20 protein-coding genes are annotated in these 18004 nt (G+C 73.2%); 13 read left to right on the forward strand and 7 right to left on the reverse strand.

Annotated features, from left to right (window positions below):
* Positions 1-68 precede the first annotated feature (68 nt).
* Positions 69-701 (reverse strand): TetR/AcrR family transcriptional regulator, encoded by a 633-nt coding sequence (locus tag ACIO3R_RS23990; RefSeq protein ID WP_402108539.1) that lies wholly within the window; start codon positions 699-701, stop codon positions 69-71.
* Positions 702-819: 118 nt separating this feature from the next.
* On the opposite strand from ACIO3R_RS23990, the gene ACIO3R_RS23995 reads away from it, so the two are divergent.
* The 3 genes from ACIO3R_RS23995 to ACIO3R_RS24005 all read left to right on the forward strand — a co-directional run bounded on the left by ACIO3R_RS23995 (position 820) and on the right by ACIO3R_RS24005 (position 3455).
* The gene (locus ACIO3R_RS23995) at positions 820-2067 is read left to right on the forward strand and encodes an FAD-dependent monooxygenase (protein WP_402108540.1); all 1248 of its coding nucleotides are present in this window, start codon (positions 820-822) and stop codon (positions 2065-2067) included.
* 19 nt (positions 2068-2086) lie between these two features.
* Positions 2087-2986: a Gfo/Idh/MocA family protein gene (locus ACIO3R_RS24000; RefSeq protein ID WP_385352017.1), complete on the forward strand. Its 900-nt coding sequence runs from the start codon at positions 2087-2089 to the stop codon at positions 2984-2986.
* A gap of 109 nt (positions 2987-3095) precedes the next feature.
* On the forward strand, positions 3096-3455 hold the full coding sequence (locus ACIO3R_RS24005; protein WP_385039061.1) for a hypothetical protein: 360 nt from the start codon (positions 3096-3098) through the stop codon (positions 3453-3455).
* Between the two features lie 46 nt (positions 3456-3501).
* On the opposite strand, the gene lnt is transcribed toward ACIO3R_RS24005, so the two are convergent.
* The 3 genes from lnt to ACIO3R_RS24020 form a co-directional block, all read right to left on the reverse strand.
* On the reverse strand, positions 3502-5166 hold the full coding sequence (lnt, locus tag ACIO3R_RS24010; RefSeq protein ID WP_402108543.1) for an apolipoprotein N-acyltransferase: 1665 nt from the start codon (positions 5164-5166) through the stop codon (positions 3502-3504).
* Between the two features lie 113 nt (positions 5167-5279).
* Complete coding sequence (locus ACIO3R_RS24015; RefSeq protein WP_402108544.1) at positions 5280-5783, reverse strand: nuclear transport factor 2 family protein; 504 nt, start codon at positions 5781-5783, stop codon at positions 5280-5282.
* 114 nt (positions 5784-5897) lie between these two features.
* Complete coding sequence (locus ACIO3R_RS24020; RefSeq protein ID WP_402108546.1) at positions 5898-6761, reverse strand: universal stress protein; 864 nt, start codon at positions 6759-6761, stop codon at positions 5898-5900.
* A gap of 278 nt (positions 6762-7039) precedes the next feature.
* Between ACIO3R_RS24020 and ACIO3R_RS24025 the strand changes: the two genes are divergently transcribed.
* The 7 genes from ACIO3R_RS24025 (at position 7040) to ACIO3R_RS24055 (ending at position 12111) form a co-directional block, all read left to right on the forward strand.
* Positions 7040-7417 (forward strand): hypothetical protein, encoded by a 378-nt coding sequence (locus ACIO3R_RS24025; protein WP_123469641.1) that lies wholly within the window; start codon positions 7040-7042, stop codon positions 7415-7417.
* 45 nt (positions 7418-7462) lie between these two features.
* Positions 7463-8083: a flavin reductase family protein gene (locus tag ACIO3R_RS24030; RefSeq protein WP_402108549.1), complete on the forward strand. Its 621-nt coding sequence runs from the start codon at positions 7463-7465 to the stop codon at positions 8081-8083.
* 136 nt (positions 8084-8219) lie between these two features.
* Positions 8220-9044 (forward strand): hypothetical protein, encoded by an 825-nt coding sequence (locus ACIO3R_RS24035; RefSeq protein ID WP_385039076.1) that lies wholly within the window; start codon positions 8220-8222, stop codon positions 9042-9044.
* Positions 9045-9249: 205 nt separating this feature from the next.
* Positions 9250-9408 (forward strand): hypothetical protein, encoded by a 159-nt coding sequence (locus ACIO3R_RS24040; RefSeq protein WP_362960929.1) that lies wholly within the window; start codon positions 9250-9252, stop codon positions 9406-9408.
* A 150-nt stretch (positions 9409-9558) separates the two neighbouring features.
* The gene (locus ACIO3R_RS24045) at positions 9559-10188 is read left to right on the forward strand and encodes a TetR/AcrR family transcriptional regulator (RefSeq protein WP_385034949.1); all 630 of its coding nucleotides are present in this window, start codon (positions 9559-9561) and stop codon (positions 10186-10188) included.
* Positions 10189-10273: 85 nt separating this feature from the next.
* Entirely contained in the window at positions 10274-11257 is a 984-nt protein-coding gene (locus ACIO3R_RS24050) for an alpha/beta hydrolase (protein WP_385034947.1), read from the forward strand.
* Positions 11254-12111, forward strand: a complete 858-nt coding sequence (locus ACIO3R_RS24055) for an alpha/beta fold hydrolase (protein ID WP_385034945.1) — start codon at positions 11254-11256, stop codon at positions 12109-12111. Before ACIO3R_RS24050 ends, ACIO3R_RS24055 begins: the two co-directional genes overlap by 4 nt.
* 46 nt (positions 12112-12157) lie before the next feature.
* On the opposite strand, the gene ACIO3R_RS24060 is transcribed toward ACIO3R_RS24055, so the two are convergent.
* Positions 12158-12703 (reverse strand): excalibur calcium-binding domain-containing protein, encoded by a 546-nt coding sequence (locus ACIO3R_RS24060; RefSeq protein WP_402108553.1) that lies wholly within the window; start codon positions 12701-12703, stop codon positions 12158-12160.
* 441 nt (positions 12704-13144) lie between these two features.
* Here ACIO3R_RS24060 and ACIO3R_RS24065 point away from each other — a divergent pair, with 441 nt between their 5' ends.
* Together ACIO3R_RS24065 and ACIO3R_RS24070 are read left to right on the forward strand one after the other, a co-directional pair.
* Positions 13145-14821, forward strand: a complete 1677-nt coding sequence (locus ACIO3R_RS24065; protein WP_402108554.1) for a sigma-70 family RNA polymerase sigma factor — start codon at positions 13145-13147, stop codon at positions 14819-14821.
* A gap of 192 nt (positions 14822-15013) precedes the next feature.
* On the forward strand, positions 15014-16363 hold the full coding sequence (locus ACIO3R_RS24070; RefSeq protein WP_402108557.1) for an LAETG motif-containing sortase-dependent surface protein: 1350 nt from the start codon (positions 15014-15016) through the stop codon (positions 16361-16363).
* 100 nt (positions 16364-16463) lie between these two features.
* Here the strand turns inward: ACIO3R_RS24070 and ACIO3R_RS24075 are convergent, their stop codons facing one another.
* Together ACIO3R_RS24075 and ACIO3R_RS24080 are read right to left on the reverse strand one after the other, a co-directional pair.
* On the reverse strand, positions 16464-17015 hold the full coding sequence (locus ACIO3R_RS24075) for a GNAT family N-acetyltransferase (protein ID WP_402108559.1): 552 nt from the start codon (positions 17013-17015) through the stop codon (positions 16464-16466).
* Positions 17016-17061: 46 nt separating this feature from the next.
* Positions 17062-17241 carry a hypothetical protein gene (locus ACIO3R_RS24080; RefSeq protein WP_385034935.1) on the reverse strand — a complete coding sequence of 60 codons (180 nt, stop codon included), beginning with the start codon at positions 17239-17241 and terminating at the stop codon, positions 17062-17064.
* 52 nt (positions 17242-17293) lie between these two features.
* Here ACIO3R_RS24080 and ACIO3R_RS24085 point away from each other — a divergent pair, with 52 nt between their 5' ends.
* Positions 17294-17956, forward strand: coding sequence for an HAD family hydrolase (locus ACIO3R_RS24085; protein WP_385034933.1), 663 nt, complete (start codon positions 17294-17296; stop codon positions 17954-17956).
* Positions 17957-18004 lie beyond the last annotated feature (48 nt).

Genomic DNA, 18004 nt, shown 5'->3' on the forward strand with positions numbered 1-18004 from the left:
CATGAGTGACCCGGTCAGCGCGGCGCCCCGCGTGTCGCAGCCCGCGGAGGCGGTGCGGTACCCGTGCGTCAGTGCCCGAGCATTCCGCGCAGCAGCTCGCCGAAGCCGGTGCGCAGCTCCGCCTCGGACGGCACGGAGCGGCTGTAGGAGCCTGCCGCGCACGAGAACATCAGCCCCTCGCACCAGGCCACCAGCGACAGCGTGTGCCGTTCGGGCTCGGTCGATCCGGCCGCCGTCAGCAGGGCCATCAGGGGTTCGCGGAACTGGCGGCCCGTCGCGTCGAAGAAGATCCGCAGCTCGGGGCGGCGCGTGGCCTCCAGGGCGAGTTCGTACCGGCAGACGAGCAGCTCGGGGTGGTAGGTCAGATAGCGGTGCAGAGCCCGTGCGAGACCGGCGATCAGCGCGTCCTGGCCGCGAGGTCCGGACGGATCGGAGCGTCCGGACACCCCGGCCGCCGGGACCGGAGCGGGGAGTTCGCCGGGTGCCAGTACCCGGGACTCGCGCTCCGCCAGCCGGTGCACCGCCGCCTCGAGCAGGGCCTGCCGGGTGCGGGCGTAGTTGGACGTCGAGCCCTGGGGGAGGCCGGCCCGTTCGTCCACCGCGCGGTGGGTCAGCCCCCGCATGCCGCGCTCGGCCAGCAGGGCGAGTGCCGCGTCGGTGATGAGTTCGCCCCGTGCGGAGCCGGTCGTGCGTGTTGCCATGGGCTCAACCTACCCGTCGAGACTACAGCTGTAGTAGCGTGGTACTCACTACAGGTGTAGTTTCGATGGCCGGGAACGCGGCCAGGGAACGCCGAAGAACCGGGAACGAGGAGGAGCCATGGACACGCCCCGTGCGGTCGTCATCGGCAGCGGAATCGGCGGTCTCACCGCGGCGGTGGCCCTCCACCGGTCCGGCTGGCAGGTCACCGTGCTGGAACGGGCCGACGCGCTGGAGCCCGTCGGCGCCGCAATCAGCCTCGCCCCCAACGCTCAGCGCGCCCTGGACGTCATCGGGCTCGGCGACGAGATCAGGTCCCTCGCCGCCTGGCAGGGCGAGGGCGGCATGCGCTCACCGGACGGCCGCTGGCTCTCCAGGACCGACAGCACCGCGGCGGCCGAACGGTTCGGCGGCCCGCTCGTCCTGCTGCACCGGGCCACCCTGATCGACCGCGTCGCCGCCGGGCTCCCCGGCTCCGCCGTCCGCACCGGCTGCCGCGCCCACCTCGTGGACCCGGGCACCGCGGGCGGCCGGCCCGCCGTCATCGGCACTCCGGACGGGGACATGGAGGCCGAGCTAGTGATCGGCGCCGACGGCGTCCACTCGGCCGTACGGGGCGCGCTCTTCCCGGACCACCCCGGCCCGTCGTACGCGGGCTTCACCACCTGGCGTGTCCTGGTCCCCGCGCCCGCCGAACCCTTCGCCCCGCACGAGACCTGGGGCCGTGGCGCGCTCTGGGGCACCCAGCCGCTCAAGGACGGCCGGATCTACGCGTACGCGGCCGCAGTCGCCCCGGCGGGTGCGCGGGCCGCCGACGACGAGCGCGCGGAACTGCGGCGCCGGTTCGGCGACTGGCACCGGCCCATCCCCGGGATCATCGCCGCCGCCGAACCCGGAGGTGTCCTCCGTAACGACGTGTACCAGATGACCGACCCGCTGCCCGCCTTCCACCGGGGCCGCGCGGTGCTCGTCGGGGACGCCGCCCACGCCATGGCCCCCACGCTGGGCCAGGGCGGCAACCAGGCCATCGAGGACGCGATCGTGCTCGCCCACCACGTGGCACCGGGTGCGGACCTGGGCGCGGGCCTCGCCGCGTACACCGCCGGCCGGCTGCCCCGTACCACCGCCGTCGTCCGCAAGGCGGCACAGGTCTCACGGCTGATGTGCCTGTCCGGGCCGGTGTCCGTCGCGGTGCGCGACTTCCTGATGTCCACGGTCTCCCGGCTCGGACCGGGCCTCGTCCTGCGCACCTTCGACGGCATCGCCGACTGGCGCCCTCCGCAGCCCACGTATGCTGCCGGGACGAAGGACGCGCCGGTACAACCGCGGTGGACCACCACGGACGGGAACCGCGACGCACGGCGTTGAACAGCGAGAAGGAGACCCTGTGAAGGTCGGCTGCATCGGGCTCGGCGACATCGCGCAGAAGGCCTATCTGCCGGTGCTCGCCACCCTGCCGGGGGTCGAACTGCACCTGCAGACCCGCACCCCCGCCACTCTGGCCACCGTCGCGGAGGCCCACCGGATCCCGGCCGCTCAGCGCCACACCGACCTCGAATCGCTGCTCGCCCAGGGGCTGGACGCGGCGTTCGTGCACGCGCCGACCGCCGTGCATCCGGAGATCACCCGGCGGCTGATCGAGGCGGGCGTCCCCACCTATGTCGACAAGCCGCTCGCGTACGGATTCGCGGATTCCGAGCGCCTGGTGGAACTGGCCGAGGCACGCGGTGTCGGTCTCGCCGTCGGCTTCAACCGCCGGGTGGCGCCCGGCTACGCCCAGTGCGCCGAGCACCCGCGCGAGCTGATCCTCATGCAGAAGAACCGCGTCGGACTGCCGGAGGAACCGAGGACCATGGTCCTCGACGACTTCATCCACGTGGTCGACACCCTGCGCTTCCTGGTACCCGGGCCGGTCGAGCACACCGTCGTACAGGCCAGGATCCGCGACGGCCTGATGCACCACGTCGTGCTCCAGCTGTCCGGCGACGGGTTCACCGCCATCGGCGCGATGAACCGGCTCAGCGGCTCGACCGAGGAACGGCTGGAGGTCTCCGGCCAGGACTCCAAGCGCGAGGTCGTCAACCTCGCCGAGGTGATCGACCACAAGGGCCAGCCGAGCGTACGGCGGCGCGGCGACTGGGTGCCGGTGGCCCGTCAGCGCGGCATCGAGCAGAGCGTGCTGTCGTTCCTGGACTCCGTGCGGGCCGGAAGGCCGCTGAGCGCCAGGGACGCGCTGGAGACGCACGAGCTGTGCGAGCGCATCCTGCGTGACCTCGACTGCGCGTAGGGCCTCGCGCGGGGGTGGCCCCGTTCCCGCCCGCCGGTCCTCCGGATGCGCGCGGACCGGGGCCGATGCAGGCTGAGGAGATGGGCCGTCGGCCCGTGGAGGTGACCTCGTGAAACCCCGCCACGAGCCCCAGGGCTGGAGTGCGCTCCAGCCCCCGCCCGGCTACTACTCGGCGGACGGCCGCCCGCCCGACGCCATGCAGCGCGCCCTGATCCTCGACTGGGCGGTCAGTCAGCGGATCGCGAGCGGCTGGCGCGTGGAGACCCGCTCGGAGACCCAGGTCGTCATGGTCCGGGGCCGTCCCCTGAACCACGTGCTGCACGCCGTCCTGACGGTCTTCAGCTGTTTCCTGTGGGGCGTGGTGTGGCTGGTGCTGGGCGTGACCAACAAGGTCGAACGGATCGCGCTCACCGTCGACGCGATGGGCGACATCGTCTCCGTGAACGGTCCGGGCCGGAACACGTTCTGAACGCACACCACCCAGGACGCCATCACCCACGAGGCGGCACGCACCCTCACGGGTCACACTGCGCGGCCCCTGTCCGGGACTCCGCCACCGGACGGGCGGCCTGTACGGACGCCGCCCCGCCGTCCGCGACACCCGCGGTCACCGCACCCACCGGTACGGGCGTACCGGGCCTGCCGCGCACGGACCGCACCCCTTCGAAGGCGCAGAAGGCGGCCAGGACAGCCAGGGCGCCGTACAACGGCCAGTCACCCAGCCGGACATACAGCGTGGTGCCGCCGGCCATCGGGACGCCGAACACCGCGGCGCCACTCGTGTCCGTACCGATCGGGGCACCGATCCGCTCACCCTGCGGGCCGTACACCGCGCTGACACCCGTCAGCGTGGCGTGCACCATCGGGCGGCCGTTCTCGGCGGCCCGCAGCGCCCCGAGCGAGGCGTGCTGTGCGGGCGCCCAGCCGTGCTGGAAGGTCGAGGTGGAGGACTGGGCGACCAGCAGCTGCGCACCGTCCCGGGTCAGCCGTCGGCTCATGTCGGGAAACGCGGACTCGAAACAGACCAGCGGGCCGATGTGCAGCCCGTTCGCGCCGGGCAGCGTCATCGTCACCTGCCGCGTACCGCGCAGCCGGTCCTCGCCCGCCGCCCTGCCCATCGAGGTGGCCCAGCCGAGTGCCGCACGGGCCGGGACGTACTCGCCGAAGGGAACCAGCCGCATCTTGTCGTAACGGTCCCCGGTCAGCCCCCGCGGACCCACCAGCACCGCGCTCTTGAAGATCCCGGTCCGGCCCGACGCGTCGGTCTGCCTGGCGTCCACGTTCACCAGCACGTCCGCGCCCACCAGCCGCGACAGCGCCGCGATCCGCGCCGCGACATCGGGCCGCCGCACCGGATCCACCGCGACGCTGCTCTCGCCCCACACGACCAGGTCGAGATCGCGTCCCGCCAGCGAGCGCGTCAGCTCCTCACTGCGGGCGAGACGGCGCTGCACACTGCCGGGCCCCTCGATGACACCGGGCTGCACGACGGCGATCCGCGCCACCCCTGAACGCTCCGGCTGCGGCGCCCACATCCACACCGTGCCCACCACCACGGCGCCCACCACGAGCGAGACGACCGCCGCCGTACGGGCGGCCGAGGTCACCAGCAGCACGGTGAGCGCGGTGTTCACCGCCACCACCAGCAGGCTCACCAGCCAGACCCCGCCCACCGAAGCCAGCCGGAGCGCGGGTGTCACCTGCCACTGGCTCGCGCCCAGCAGCCCCCAGGGGCCGCCCAGCGCCTCCCAGGAGCGGGCCAGTTCGATCATCAGCCAGCCGCACGGGACCACGATCACGGCCGCCACCACCGCGCCTGCGGACAGCCGCCCGCTCAGCAGACGGGAGACCAGCAGCCCCCACGGCGCCCACAGCAGACCGAGCAGGGCCGCCAGCACCACGATGAACACATGGAGACTCGGCATCAGCCAGTGGTGCACGGCCAGCATGTAACCGGTCCCGCCGAGCCACCCGTCGAGCGCCGCCCGGCGGCCCGTACCGGCGGACCTGATCAGCAGCAGCAGGGGCACCAGGGCGACATAGGCGAACCACCACAGTGCGGGCGCGGGGAACGCGAGCGCCGGCAGCGCACCGGCGAACAGCGCGACGACGCCGCGCGACAGGGGGGAGCCGAGTATCCGTTCGCCCCACTCGCGCCGCTGCCCGGCCCCGGTCCACATGCCGCGCCTCCCTTGTCCTGCCCGCGATCGTCCCGCCCGCAACACCGGGACCTTCGGGGACCCGTCCTCCTGTTCTCCCCCAGTGTGGGGCAGCGGAAGCGGACCGGCGCGGATCAGCCGGCGGCGAGGGCACCCGTCATGCTCCGCCACTTCTCGTGAACGGTCACCCCCCGGATCCGCCAGCCGCTGTCCGTGCGGACCAGGTCGAAGGCGTACCGCCCGCCGGACACGAAGTTCGGCGCGGTCGCGGGTGCTGTGTCCTCGGCGTTCCCGGCGTTCCCGGCGTCGTTCCCGAGCCGCATCGGGTTCATGTAGTCGGCCTGCACCTGGGCGCCGTCGCCCGGATAGCCGCCGAGATCCTGGAGGTCGAGGCGGCGGTTGACGATCAGATGCTGCCTCACGGGAAAGAGCAGCATGGTCTGCGAGAGCCATTGCGCGACCTCGGATGCGGGCCCTTCGATGCCGCCCGCGGTGCGGTAGTCGGCGCGGCCGTCAGAGGTGAACAGTGCTTGGTAGTCGGCCCATTCGCCGTCGTCCACCGCCACCGCGTAGCCGGTGATCACTGCATCGATGGAGATCCGGTCCATCACGGTCGAGAGGTCCACACGCTGCGTCATCGGGTCAGTCTGTGCCCACGGGCGTCAGGGGCCAAGTGCCGTGCACACGCGGCAGCCCCGCGACGGCCGCGCGGGGACGGCGCCGCGGCCGAGGCCGGGCGCCGGACGGCGGCGTCAGCCGGGGACCACGGCCACCGGGCCCCGCGCGTGTGTGAGCGTGGTCTGCGCCACCGGGGAGAGGCCGAGACCGAGGGACTCACCACCCCTGCGCCGGCCGATCACCGTCAGGGCCGCGGTCGCCGACGCCGCGACGAGTGTGTGCGACGCGGAGCCGTTGACGGGCTCCTTCACGACCTCGACCTGCGGGTACTCCTCCCGCCGGCCCGCCGTCAGCTCGGCGAGGGTGCGCTCGGCGGAGTCGGCCGCAGCGTCCCGGTCGAACGCCGGCCCGCCGGACAGCATCGAGGAGAACATCGTCCAGCCGTGCACGATCCGCAGCCGCGCACCGGGGCGCGAGGCGGCCGCCTCGAAGGCGAACTCCAGCACCGATTCGCTGCTCTCGTCCGCGGCCACGCCCGCGACGACGTCCTGGAAGACCTCCGCCGTCCCCTCCGGGTCCTCCGGCGGCCGCCCTCCGTGGACGACGACCACCGGGCACCGGGCCATGGACGCGGTCGCCAGGCTGTTGGAACCCAGCATCAGCGAGCGGAAGCCGCCGAGCCCGCGCGAGCCGACCACCACCATCGACGCCGCGCGGCCGAGCGCCGTCAGCGCCGCCGCCGGGAAGTCGAGCGGCGCGAGTGTCGTGGGGCGCAGCCCGGGAGCGATCTCGTTCACCCGGCGGACGGACTCCGTGAGCAGTTCCTCCGCCTCGCGCTGCTGCGCCTCCTGGCCGGCCCGCCGGGTGTGCCGGACCGCGTGCACGACCACCAGCGGAAGCCCCCGGACGAGCGCCTCGCGGGCCGCCCAGTCCATAGCCTCACGGGCGGGCGAGGAACCGTCGACCCCGGCGATCACGGGAAGCGCGCTGCTGGTCATGGCTGGCTCCGGAGTCCGCTGGTACGTGTGCCGGCCCGGCACGTGCGCGCCGGGGACGTACTTCGTACGCTACGGCGCGGGCCGGAGGAGGGCCTCCCGGCACGGTACGGCGGCGGCCGACGCACGCGGCCACGGCCCGGAGACCGGCCGTATCCGGTGGTCCGCGCGGCACATGGAACCACGGCCGTGCCGAGGCGACAGCACAACGCGCGGAGATCACGAATGAAATGGACGCTCTTGTCCTCGTCTGCTGCGGCGCCTGCACCTATGCTCGCGGGATGGAGCAGAGCGAAGTCGTGAAGCGTGTGATCGGCATCCTCACAGAGGCGGGCGAGATGCGCAGGCTCTTGGAGGAGAGCCCGGACCGAGGTGACCCGAGCAACGACTCGACCGTGGTGACCGCCCTCCTGAACGAGACCATGCCGCGGATCGCGATCCCCGAGGACGCCACGATCGAGGATGTGGTGGGGCTGGTCGGCCGTGAGGTCGGGGGCGCGGTGGAACAGTTGGTCGGAGCGTTCACCCTGGCGTTCGCGATGCTGGCACAGGTCCACGACTCGGGTCAGACGGATGTGTCGTCGGCGGATGTGCTGCAGGACCTCGCGCTGCGCGCCGAGCAGTTCGGCACCGAGGGCCCGGGGGAGACGGAAGCGTAGGGCCTGTCGTCGTCCTGCCGTACGCCGCGCGGCATACTCGGCGGCATGCGCATCGACTTCGACCCCCAGTGCACGGACCGGGGCACGTTCTACCGGCTGCTCACCGCCGTGGTCGTTCCCCGGCCCATCGCCTGGGTCTCCACCGTCACCCCGGACGGCGAGACGGCCAACCTCGCACCGCACTCCTTCTTCACGATCGCCTGCGTGAGCCCGCCCGTCGTCCAGTTCACCTCGGTCGGGCGCAAGGACTCGCTGCGCAATATCGAGGCGACCGGCTCCTTCGTGGTCAACTTCGCCCCGGAGCACCTCTTCGAGCAGATCAACGCGACCGCGACCGACTTCCCCCGGGGCGTCAGCGAGTTCACGGCCGTGGGCGTCGAACCGGAACCCAGCCTGAAGGTGAAGCCCCCGCGGGTGGCGGGATCGCCGGTCGCCCTCGAATGCGAACTGCACAGCACGGTCCTGCTCGGCGACTCCACCGTCGTCCTCGGCCGTGTGGTGCATGCCGCGGTCGACGAGGACGTCATGACGGACGGGCATCCGGAAGCCGCCAGGCTGCGCCCGCTGACCCGCCTCGGCAAGGACGAGTGGGGCACCTTCGGAGGCGTGCGGGAGATCTCCCGTGTCCCGTACGCCCAGTGGCAGGAGGACCGCGCCGACCGGTGAGGCGGCGCGCGGGCCGGCACCCGCCACGCCACCGGGCGTACGTCGGTTCCGGCCCCCCGCTACTCCACCGGGCGTACGGCCACAGCCCTCCGGCGTACGACGACGCCGCGACGCGCGCCGGGGGATCCTGCGCACCATGGAGAACCGGACGACAGCGACAGCCCCGGCCGGACGGGCGGGCAGCCACGCCCCCGGCCCGCCCACCCCTTCGCACGGCCTGCGCAAGGCGCGGCCGGTCGAAGGGCTCTGCTACGCGACGGGGGCCGTGCTCATCGCGTCGGGACTGGTGCACCTCGTCGTCCTCGTCGTCGACGGCGGCTCCTGGGACGGCCCGCTGTCCTGGCGCAAACCCGTCACCTTCGGCCTCTCCTTCGGGCTGACGCTCACCGCGATCACCTGGGTCTCCTCGTACCTGCGGATCGGTGCACGCACCCGGACCGCGCTGCTGGGGACGTTCGCCGCGGACTGCGTACTGGAGGTCGCCGGAATCACCGTGCAGGCGTGGCGCCGCGTGCCGTCCCACTTCAACATGGAGACCCCCTTCGACACGGGGGTGTCCATGACGCTGGCCGTCGGCGGGGGAGCACTGGTCGTCATCCTGTCCACGCTCTCGGCCGCGGCGTTCCTCCGCCGGCCCGGCGGACCGCCCGGCATGGCGCTCGCGCTGCGCGCGGGGTGCGGGATTCTCGTCATCGGGCTGCTGTCGGGTGCGGCCATGATCGCGCGTGGCGTGTATCTGACCCGCACCGGGCACCAGTTGGCCGGATACGCCTCCACGGCATCGCTCAAGCCCCTGCACGGCGTCAGCCTCCACGCCGTCCTGGTGCTCCCGGTACTGGTACGCCTCCTGGTCATGACATCGTGGAGCCCACACACCCGCGTGTCCGTCGTGCGGGCTGCCGTCGGCTGCTACGCGGCGGCCGTCGCGGCAGCGCTGGTGTGGGCGGTCGTCGCTTACTGATGCGGCCGTGAAGGCGAACACGGGGCGCACCGGCGACGGTGCCGACGGCCGGACCGGCGGCAACGGATAGTCTCTGCAAGTCTCGTCGGATACCGGTGCCCTGGTGGGTGTGGGACCGGGACGATGCCACACCCCCGTCGTCGCCGCTGTCCACGGACCGGTCGGCGCGGGGCTCTCACAGCAACTGCGATGTACAGGAGACCCGATGGCTGATACCCCGACCCGCCAGGTTCAGCGGCGCTCGGACGAGAGCGCGGCGGGCTCGGCGGCCGAGGCCCCGGGCCGTGTCGAGGCCGTACCGACACCGCGTTACCAGGGGCTGTTCGTCGAACCCGATCTTCCGCCTTTCGTCGAGACCGAGTGACGGCACCCCGGCCGAGGTCCGGACTGCCCCCGTGCCCGCTCCGGCGGACACGGGGGCAGTCCGGTGCCGGGGGCGCCCGTCCCGTGACCTCCGGCCGTCCCGCGTGCGCCCCCGGCTGTGCGGGCGCGGCGCATCATGGAAGCTGTCGGCATGAACATCTCTGCCGACGAAGGCTCACCGGAACGAGCGGGCTACCGGCGATCGGCGGGGTCCCCGCGCGGTGAGGCCCGGCGCCGGGAACTGCTCGACCGGGTCACCGAGGATCTCGCGGCCAACGGGCTCGTGGACTTCTCGCTGCGGCGCGCCGCACGCGCGGCGGGCACCACGCACAAGGTGCTCCTGTACCACTTCGACGGGGCCGACGACCTGCTCGTGCAGGCGGTCCTCCAACTGCGCGGCCACCGCATCGCCAAGGCGCTGGCCGCCGCCACCGAAGGAGAGGTCCGCCGGTCGCTGGGCGACTGGGTGCGCGCGATCTGGCCCATCCTGGTCAGCGAGGACGCGCGGGTCCTCGACCAGGCCATCGGCCTGGCGATGTACGACTCGGAACGCTACGCCGCACTCGGCCGCGAGGCGTCCCAGCAGTATCTGCCCACCCTGCTCGCCGTCTGTCCGGAGCACTGGTCCGCGCGCCGCAAGCTGGAGGTCGCCGAGATGGTCCTCGCCACGCTCCGCGGCTTCCTGGTGGACGCCCGGACCAGCGGAGACACCGCCGGGGTCGCCGCCGGGTTCGAGGGGCTGGTGCGTGCGCTGGAGCGCGAGGAGGCCGCCGAGGAGTGACGGCGCCTGCCCGGCGGGCCGCGGGGCAGGCGCCACGTAAGCGATGGACACGTTGTGAACCACGTGGTTCACTTTTGGGAGGGAGATGAATCCCGCCCATCCGGAGGTCGTCATGCGTACGCCCGCAGAACGCCAGAAAATCCGATTCGCCGTCGACGGCACCGAATGCGCCGCCTGGCACTACCCGGGAACGAACGGCGGCTGCGTGATCATGGCCGGCGGCGGCGGGGTGACCAAGGAGCCTGGCACCGACCTGTTCGCCGCGCGGTTCCACGAAGCCGGATTCACGGTCCTCGCCTTCGACTACCGGTACCTCGGCGAGAGCGGCGGCCTGCCGCGCCAGGTCGTGCGCGTCAAGGACCAGCTCGCCGACTGGCAGTCGGCGGTCGACCGCGCCGCGACCCTCCCGGGCGTCGATCCGGCCCGGATCGCGATCTGGGGTTTCTCCCTGTCCGGCGGTCACGTCCTGCGCGTGGCGGCCCGCAACCCGCAGCTGGCGGCCGCCGTCGCCCAGACGCCCAACGCCGACGGGCCGGCCTGCTCCCGCAACGCGACGCGCTGTCAGAAGCCGCTCGCCATGCTGCGGCTCACCGGCACGGTCCTGCGGGACGCGGCGGGCGCCCTCCTCGGCAGGCGCCCCGTGCTGGTGCCGCTCGCGGGCCGGCCGGGCACCGTCGCGATGCTCACCACGCCGGACAGCGTCGACAGCGACAGGGTTCTCAACCCGGGCAACCGGTACCCGGAATGGCAGCAGGTGATCGCCGCCCGCTCGGTGCTCGGCATCACCCTCTACCGGCCCGGCCGCGACGCGCCACGGATCCGCGTTCCGCTGCTGGTCCTCGTGTGCGACCAGGACCGGACAGCGCTGAGCGAACCCGCGGTCCGGGTGGCCGGGCGTGCGTCCGGGGCCGAACTGGTCCGCTTCCCCGGCGGGCACTACGCGCCGTTCCTGGACGAGCACGAACCGGCGCTCCGGGCGGAGCTGTCCTTCCTGCACCGCCACCTGCTCGACCCGGTGCCCGCCGGGGAGCCCGCCGCCGCGGACGCGTCGCCAGCCCGGCGGTCATGAAGGAGATCGGCCTGTCCGCCGGGACGATCGCCTACGAGGACACCGGCGGCGACGGCCCCGCGGTGGTCCTGCTGCACGGGCTGATGATGGATGCGTCCCTGTGGGACGCAACGGTCGCCGGGCTGTCCGCCGGTCACCGGTGCCTGGCGCCGACGCTGCCGCTGGGCGCGCACCTTCACCCGATGCGCGCGGACGCCGACCTGTCGCTCCTGGGGACGGCCCGGCTGGTCGCCGAATTCCTCGACCGCCTGGACCTGCGGGACGTCACACTCGTCGGCAACGACACCGGCGGGGCCCTCGTCCAACTGCTCATCGGTGAAGGAGGCGGCGACCGTGCCGCCCGGGTGGGGCGGGTCGTGCTCGTCTCCTGCGAGGCGTTCGACAACTACCCGGCACGCGTGACGGGAACGGCCCTCGCGCTCGCCGGGAAGCTCTCGCCCCGGCTCTTCGGCCTGTTCATGCAGCAGATGCGGCTGCGGGCGGTCCGCCGCCTCCCGATCGCGTTCGGCCGGCTGACCGAGCGCGGCGACGCGGCCACCCGGCGCTGGACGCGGCCCGTCATGACCCGCCCCGGCATCCGCCGCGATGCGGTCCGGACACTGCGGGCGGCGGACGCGGATGCCCGCAGGCTGGCCGAGGCGGCCGAGGCCCTGCCGTCCTTCGGCCGGCCCGCGCTCGTCGTCTGGGCCGCCGGGGACCGCGTGATGCCGCCCGAACACGGCCGACGCCTCGCGGAGCTGCTCCCGCAGGGGCGGCTGACCGAGATCGCGGACAGCCGCACGCTCGTCCCGCTGGACCAGCCGGAGCGGCTGGCCCTGGCGATCCGGGAGTTCGTGCCCGCGGCCCGCCGGTGACGTACGCGGGCCGGCGCCGGTTGCCCTTCGCGCTGCCGCGGAACGCCTATTCGCAGGCGACCCCGTCACCGTCGCGGTCGAGATGCCGCCCGTAGCCGGGTTCCCCGGCGTGGACGGGGGCGGCGCCGGCGGCGCGGACAGCGGTGCAGTTCGCGTAGTACGCCGAATCGCCACCTCCACCCGACCCCGAGCCGCCTGACGTACCGGACCCGCCGGAGGAGCCGGAGTCGGGCGCGACGGTGACCCTGACGGTCTTCGTCTTCGTGACGGTCGGCACCGGCTTCGGCTCCGCGGTGACGGTCTCGGTGACGGCGGGCAGGGGCTCGGCCGATTCCGTCGCGGTCACCGTGGCCGTCACGGTTGCCGCAGGCACGGCCTTCGCGGCGGCGGCCTTCTCCGTCCGGGTGCCGTCATCGGAGGCGCCGATACCGACACCCACGGTGAAGAGAACGACCGCCGCGGGAATGATGACCCGCTTCCTCGTCCACCCCGGCCGGTTCCGGGCGGGCGGCGGTGACACGTAGGGGTTGGGCCCGGTGGGCTCGGGCGGCGGGCCCCAGGGCGGCGGCTGCGGCGGCGGATTGTGCGTCATGGGTCCCCCCGGAGTTCGTGGAGAGCCGACCGTAGCCACACCGGCCACGGTCATGGATCCACATGCTCCGGAAGTGGCGGAGTTGTGACCAAGGGGTGAAGGTGTCGGGCTCTTCCCCGCTGCGACAGCTCACGCGGCGCCGTCGCGGACGGTGCACCGCGACGCGCGCCACCGCTTCGCGCCCGGGAACGGCCTCCCTGCTCCGCGCACGGGTCGAGCACCTCCTCGGCCTCCGTCGGAGCCAGGCTGCGACGGACCTGCGGGCTGCGGATTTGCTGCCGTATGGGCGGTGAACAAGGCGCTGGGGCCGACCGTGAAGGGGCACTACGGTGAGCCGTGCCCGGGGCCCGCCGAAGTGCCGGCCCCGCCCGGGACGCCACTCCGTGGTCCCGTTGGGGCGGCGAAGCGTGGACGGACGAGCACCCAGGACAAGGCGTACGAATGACGGGTATGCACGCCAGGCCGGACCGGCCTGCGGGCCGGACAGGGCCCACCGACAGCCGCTCGGACGCCGAACTCGGCGCCGAAGTACGCAAGGCGGGGGACAAGGCCGCACTTGCCGAGTTGTACCGGCGCCACCATGCGGCCGTCCTCGGCTACGCCCGTACCTTCGCCCGCGAACCGCACACCGCCGAGGATCTCGCCTCGGAGGCGTTCGCCCGTGTCCTGCGCGTCGTGCGGTCCGGCGCGGGGCCCGAAGCCGCCTGGCGGCCGTACCTGCTCACCGTGGTGCGGCACACCGCCGGGGAATGGGCGGCCACCGAACGGCGCACCGAGTTGAGCGAGGACTTCGAGCAGTGGCTCGACGGACGAACGGCCGTCACCGCGGACGCCGGGGGAGCGGAGCACGCCGGGGGCGAGGAGCGGATGATCGCGCTGGAGGACCGGGACATGATCGTCCGCGGCTTCCACACCCTGTCCGAGCGCTGGCAGGCGGTCCTGTGGCACAGCGTCGTGGAGGGCGAGTCCGCCGAACGGATCGGCGTACTGCTGGGCATGAGCGCCAGCGGCGTCACCTCGCTCACCGCGAGGGCCCGGGAAGGGCTGCGTGAGGCGTATCTCCGCGCACACGCCGAGAGCGGCAGCCGGAGCGAGGAGTGCCGGCGCCACGGTTCCCTGCTCGCCGCGGCCGTCCGCCGCGGATCCCGGCGTGACCGACGGCTGGGCCGGCATCTGGCGGACTGCGGGGACTGCCGACGGGCGCTCGATGAACTCGCTCACCTGGACCGGCGTTTGGGGGCCGTCCTGTCGGCCGGGCTGCTGCTGTGGGGTGGCCGGGCCTGTCTCGACGCCCAGTTGGGAGCGGCGGCCGGTGGCGCGGCGGCGGGTTCGACGAGCGGTGGAGCGGGTGCCGCCGCGTCCACGACGGGCGGAAAGCTCGCCCTTCTTGGCGCCGCAGTGGTCACCGCGTCCGCCCTGGTGGCCGGCGGCCTGCTCCTCCTGGACCGGGGCGAGGGGGCTCCGGCGGCCTCGCCCGCGCCCGGCGGAGACCCCGGGCGCACAACGGCGGCCACCACCCCGGTGTCACCCGGTCCCCGGGGCCGCCCCACCCCCGCCACGGGCTCCCCGCGTACCACCGCGAGCCCTTCGCCCTCCGTTCCGCCGGCCCCGCCCGTGTGGCTGCCGAAGGCGGAGGACCGCACCCGGCTCCGGCTCGCCTCCACCGGCCGGTGCATGGAGATCCCCCGCGGCAGTACGGCCGCGGGCGTCCAGGCCCGGGAGGCGCCCTGCGACGGGAGTCGCCACCAGGTGTGGGACCTGCTGCGACCGGGCGATGACGGGCGGCTGCAGATACGCAACGCCGGGACCGGCAAGTGCCTGGCCAACCAGGGGACCGAGGCCGACGACGCCCCGGTCGTCCAGACGGACTGCGCGCCCGCGGACGCCCATCAGCTGTGGGGGTTGTGGGAGGAGGAGGGGAGCGGTGAGGCGCGGTTCAGGCAGCAGGGCGACCGGATGTACCTGGGGCTGAACGACTGGGCGAACGCCGCCGACGGCCTGCGGCACACCACGGACATCGGCACCAACCACCACTACTACGCCTCCCCTTCGTTCGGCTTCCGCTACGACGGAGCGCTGTTCGACGGCAACCTCGCCGTACTGCCCGCGTCCGGCTGACGGCGTCGCGGGCATCCGGTGCCGCGGTGGACAACGTAGGCCCGGTCGCAGTGGCTGACCGGCGGCGCCGGGATGTGGCGGTGGGCGCCCCCTGGCGCGGCCTTGGGTAAAGGATCGGCAAAGTCGCGGGACGGGTCCGGGCGGCGGCACTCCCCACCCCTGCAACGTTCCACCGATCCCCAAGGACCCCCCATGCACAAGCGCGCCCGTACGGGACTCGCCACCGCCGCGGCCACCGCCGCCGTGCTCGCCGCCGTCGGCACGGCCGTCCCCGCCCACGCCGCCGACGAGAACCCGGCCAGGAACCGGGTACTCGTGGTCGTGGTCGACTTCAAGGACGTCAAGCACTCCGACGCCGAGGCGGTCAAGAAGGACGCCAGGAAGGAGTACTTCGACGGTTCCCAGTCGATCGCCGGCTACTACACCAAGGTCTCCCAGGGAGCCTTCACCTACGTCCCGGCCGCCGAGGACGAAGTCGTCGGACCGTACGAACTCGACCTGCCGCAGAACCCGTGCGACGCCGGAGCCGTGAACAAGGCGGCCAGGGCGGCCGTACTGGCGGACGGCTACACCGAGAAGGAGGACTACGACAGCATCTCCGTTCTGCAGCCGGGTGCCGGAAGCGACTGCGGCTGGTCCGGACTCGGCTCCGTACCCGGTCCGAACACCTGGCTCCAGACAGGCGAGGACGGCAGGACCAGCAAGGCCGCCACGGTCCACGAGTTCGGGCACAACCAGGGCTACAGCCACCACGAGCGCGATGAGTGCCCGGCCGGTGACCTCGGCCGCTGCACCGCCGGAGAGGGGTACAGCGGCAAGTCCCCGATGGGTGGCGGTGGCGTCGGCGTCGGCTTCGCCGCGCCCGAGCTGATCAGCCGCTCCTGGCTCCCCGGCGGCCAGGCCGTCACCGTGAAGAAGTCCGCCACCTTCACCCTCGGCCCGCTCTACGGCGGCGCGGCCGGAGGCGTCCGGGCCCTCGACATTCCGCTGGGCAAGGACAGGCTCGTCGTGGAGTACCGCCACGAGGACCCGTCCTACACCGACGACGAGGACGGCAACCTCGACGCGGTGATCGAGGGCGTGCACGCCTATCGGGTGCCCGAGGGCAACTACAACTCCTCCCGGCTCATCGACCCCACTCCGGGCCAGGGGAAGGGGAAAGAGGACGCCATCACTTCGCTGACCGACACGGCGAACAAGGTCCGGGTCAAGGTCGGCCGGTCCGGGAGCGGGTCGGCCACCGTATCGGTCAGCCTCGGCGGCGTACCCGCCCCCGCCGACGCCGGATCCTCCGAGCAGGGCAACACCGCCGCGCCCGACCCGAAGGCGCAGGGCGGCGAGGGAGCCCCCGCCTCCGAGAAGGGCACCGACGCCGACGCGCCGGACGACCACGCGGAGAAGAGCGGCGCCGGCACCGGGAACCTGGCGGAGACGGGCGGCAGCTCCACGACCCCGCTGATCGCCGGCACCGGCGCCGTGCTGGCCGCCGCCGGAGCCCTGTGCCTGTACACGTTCCGTCGGCGCGGCCGTCGCCATGCCTGAACGGATTGCCCGCTTCAGACAACCGCGAAGGGCAAGCAAGTCGGGTCGACGATCCGGTCGTTGAAGCCGTAGGCCGGGGGTGAGGGGAGGGCCGGCGAGCTCAACCGGACGGCGTGCCGGCGGGCCGCACACCGAACCACTGCTCGGCCCCGTACTCCTCGAACCGCTCCACCTCGGTGAACCCCAGCTTCGCCGCGAGGTTCACCGAGCGGTGGTTCGCGGTCTGGGCGCAGAGCACCACCGGCTCGCCGGGAAGCGCGTCGGCGAACCAGTCGAGCGCCGCCGTGCACGCCTCGGCGGCGTACCCGTGCCCCCACGCCTCCGGCAGGAACATGTACCCGAGCTCGGCCTCCCCGGCATCCGGACGGAGGTGCCCCGGACGCCCCGGGTCGCGGCGGTCGAGCGTGACCAGGCCGATCATCGCGCCGCCGAGGTCGATCACGAAGAGGCCGGGGCGCCGCTCGGCGGGTACCCGGGGCATTACGCGCTCGAGCTCGTCACGGGGCCGGGGGGCACCGAGGTAGAGGTGCACCTCCGGCGAGGCGAACAGCTCGATGAACGCCGCTCGGTCCCCGGCCAAGGGCGTGCGGAGCGTGAGCCGTTCGGTCCGTATCGCGGCAGGCGGCCAGGCGACGGGTCCGAGCTCAGTCATGGCGAGCACCCTGTCGCAGGCCGACCGGAGTCCGATCCGGAGTCCGTCATGCCGCCTCGGCCGTGTCGCCCCGGACGACGGCCGCCCACTCGGCGAGGAGCCGCTCGTACTCCCGGCGCCCCTCGGGCGTCAACCGCCCGCGGCCCTGCTGCCAGAGCGCGCGGATATCCGCGTTCACCGCGGCAAGCGAACGCACGTCGGCGCCGGGCGCAGGGGGAGTGGGCATGGCACACAGGATACGAGGTCGTCGGGACAATGCGCCCAAGTAGGATCGGTGCATGATTCGCGCAGTCGTATTCGACGTCGGTGAGTGCCTGGTGGACGAGACCCGCGAGTACGGCGTCTGGGCTGACTGGCTCGGCGTCCCGCGGCACACGTTCGCCGCCGTGTTCGGGGCCGTCATCGCCCAAGGCCGGGACTACCGGGAGGTGTTCCAGGAGTTCCGGCCGGGTTTCGACCTCGCCGAGCAGCGACAGGCCCGCGCCGATGCCGGCCTGCCCGAGTACTTCGACGAGTCCGACCTGTACCCCGACGTCCGCGACTCCCTGAAGGCACTGCGGGCGGACGGCCTGTGGCTGGGCATCGCGGGGAACCAGACGACACACGCGGGCCGCATCCTCCGGACGCTCTTCACCCCGGACGTGGACCTGATCGGCACGTCGGACGACTGGGGTGCGAGCAAGCCGGACCCCGAGTTCTTCGTGCGCGTCGCCGACATCGTTCCGGCCGACCCCGGCGAGATCCTGTACGTCGGCGACCGCGTCGACAACGACCTCGCACCCGCTGTCGCAGCGGGGATGCTCACGGCGCTCGTGCACCGCGGCCCCTGGGCGAGGATCCAGTGGCACAGCGAGGACGCCGAGCGGCTTCCCGCCTTTCGTGTGGAGAGCCTGCTGGAGTTGTCCCCGCGGATCGCCCGCTTCAACGCGCGAGAGCGCTGACTGCCGTCGGCCACGCGTACAACCGCTCGTCCGGGTTCCGTGCACCTT

The organism is Streptomyces sp. NPDC087428 (assembly GCF_044744085.1).
Classification (GTDB): Bacteria; Actinomycetota; Actinomycetes; order Streptomycetales; family Streptomycetaceae; genus Streptomyces.

What these genes read in the sequence shown, in the direction of transcription:
- ACIO3R_RS24075 (WP_402108559.1), bottom strand. Translation starts at nt 17,015, where the DNA reads ATGACTGAGCTCGGACCCGTCGCCTGGCCGCCTGCCGCGATACGGACC.
- ACIO3R_RS24080 (WP_385034935.1), bottom strand. Translation starts at nt 17,241, where the DNA reads ATGCCCACTCCCCCTGCGCCCGGCGCCGACGTGCGTTCGCTTGCCGCG.
- ACIO3R_RS24025 (WP_123469641.1), top strand. Translation starts at nt 7,040, where the DNA reads ATGGAGCAGAGCGAAGTCGTGAAGCGTGTGATCGGCATCCTCACAGAG.
- ACIO3R_RS24030 (WP_402108549.1), top strand. Translation starts at nt 7,463, where the DNA reads ATGCGCATCGACTTCGACCCCCAGTGCACGGACCGGGGCACGTTCTAC.
- ACIO3R_RS24040 (WP_362960929.1), top strand. Translation starts at nt 9,250, where the DNA reads ATGGCTGATACCCCGACCCGCCAGGTTCAGCGGCGCTCGGACGAGAGC.
- ACIO3R_RS24015 (WP_402108544.1), bottom strand. Translation starts at nt 5,783, where the DNA reads ATGACGCAGCGTGTGGACCTCTCGACCGTGATGGACCGGATCTCCATC.
- ACIO3R_RS24050 (WP_385034947.1), top strand. Translation starts at nt 10,274, where the DNA reads ATGAATCCCGCCCATCCGGAGGTCGTCATGCGTACGCCCGCAGAACGC.
- ACIO3R_RS24085 (WP_385034933.1), top strand. Translation starts at nt 17,294, where the DNA reads ATGATTCGCGCAGTCGTATTCGACGTCGGTGAGTGCCTGGTGGACGAG.
- ACIO3R_RS24020 (WP_402108546.1), bottom strand. Translation starts at nt 6,761, where the DNA reads ATGACCAGCAGCGCGCTTCCCGTGATCGCCGGGGTCGACGGTTCCTCG.
- ACIO3R_RS24070 (WP_402108557.1), top strand. Translation starts at nt 15,014, where the DNA reads ATGCACAAGCGCGCCCGTACGGGACTCGCCACCGCCGCGGCCACCGCC.
- lnt (WP_402108543.1), bottom strand. Translation starts at nt 5,166, where the DNA reads ATGTGGACCGGGGCCGGGCAGCGGCGCGAGTGGGGCGAACGGATACTC.
- ACIO3R_RS24035 (WP_385039076.1), top strand. Translation starts at nt 8,220, where the DNA reads ATGGAGAACCGGACGACAGCGACAGCCCCGGCCGGACGGGCGGGCAGC.
- ACIO3R_RS23995 (WP_402108540.1), top strand. Translation starts at nt 820, where the DNA reads ATGGACACGCCCCGTGCGGTCGTCATCGGCAGCGGAATCGGCGGTCTC.
- ACIO3R_RS24055 (WP_385034945.1), top strand. Translation starts at nt 11,254, where the DNA reads ATGAAGGAGATCGGCCTGTCCGCCGGGACGATCGCCTACGAGGACACC.
- ACIO3R_RS24065 (WP_402108554.1), top strand. Translation starts at nt 13,145, where the DNA reads ATGACGGGTATGCACGCCAGGCCGGACCGGCCTGCGGGCCGGACAGGG.
- ACIO3R_RS24045 (WP_385034949.1), top strand. Translation starts at nt 9,559, where the DNA reads ATGAACATCTCTGCCGACGAAGGCTCACCGGAACGAGCGGGCTACCGG.
- ACIO3R_RS23990 (WP_402108539.1), bottom strand. Translation starts at nt 701, where the DNA reads ATGGCAACACGCACGACCGGCTCCGCACGGGGCGAACTCATCACCGAC.
- ACIO3R_RS24060 (WP_402108553.1), bottom strand. Translation starts at nt 12,703, where the DNA reads ATGACGCACAATCCGCCGCCGCAGCCGCCGCCCTGGGGCCCGCCGCCC.